Raw genomic sequence first — 242 nt, 5'->3', positions numbered from 1 at the left:
CGAAAGTGGCGGGCACAACTGGAGACAAGAGGGTACGACGCATTCTTCCCCAAGAAAAAGGGGCCCCAGTCCATGAAAAAAGAATCTAAAAAACAGCCTGAAAATGTACTAGCCGAAGGCTCTACACAATCACTCGAAGCTCGTATCAAACAACTCGAGATGGAAAACGAGTATCTAAAAAAGTTGAATGCCTTAGTTCAAGCCAAGGAAAAGTCACCAAAGAAGACAAAGTAAAAGTCATC

The 242-nt window shown here is 43.4% G+C and carries 1 pseudogene; it reads left to right on the top strand.

Annotated features, from left to right (window positions below):
* A pseudogene (locus AC1ECF_RS17795) lies at positions 1–242 on the top strand (IS3 family transposase); the annotation flags it as partial.

This window comes from Psychrobacillus sp. Z3-81 (genome assembly GCF_056620325.1).
Note: the sequence above shows the minus strand (reverse complement) of the source record. Positions and strands in the feature narration are given on the sequence as shown.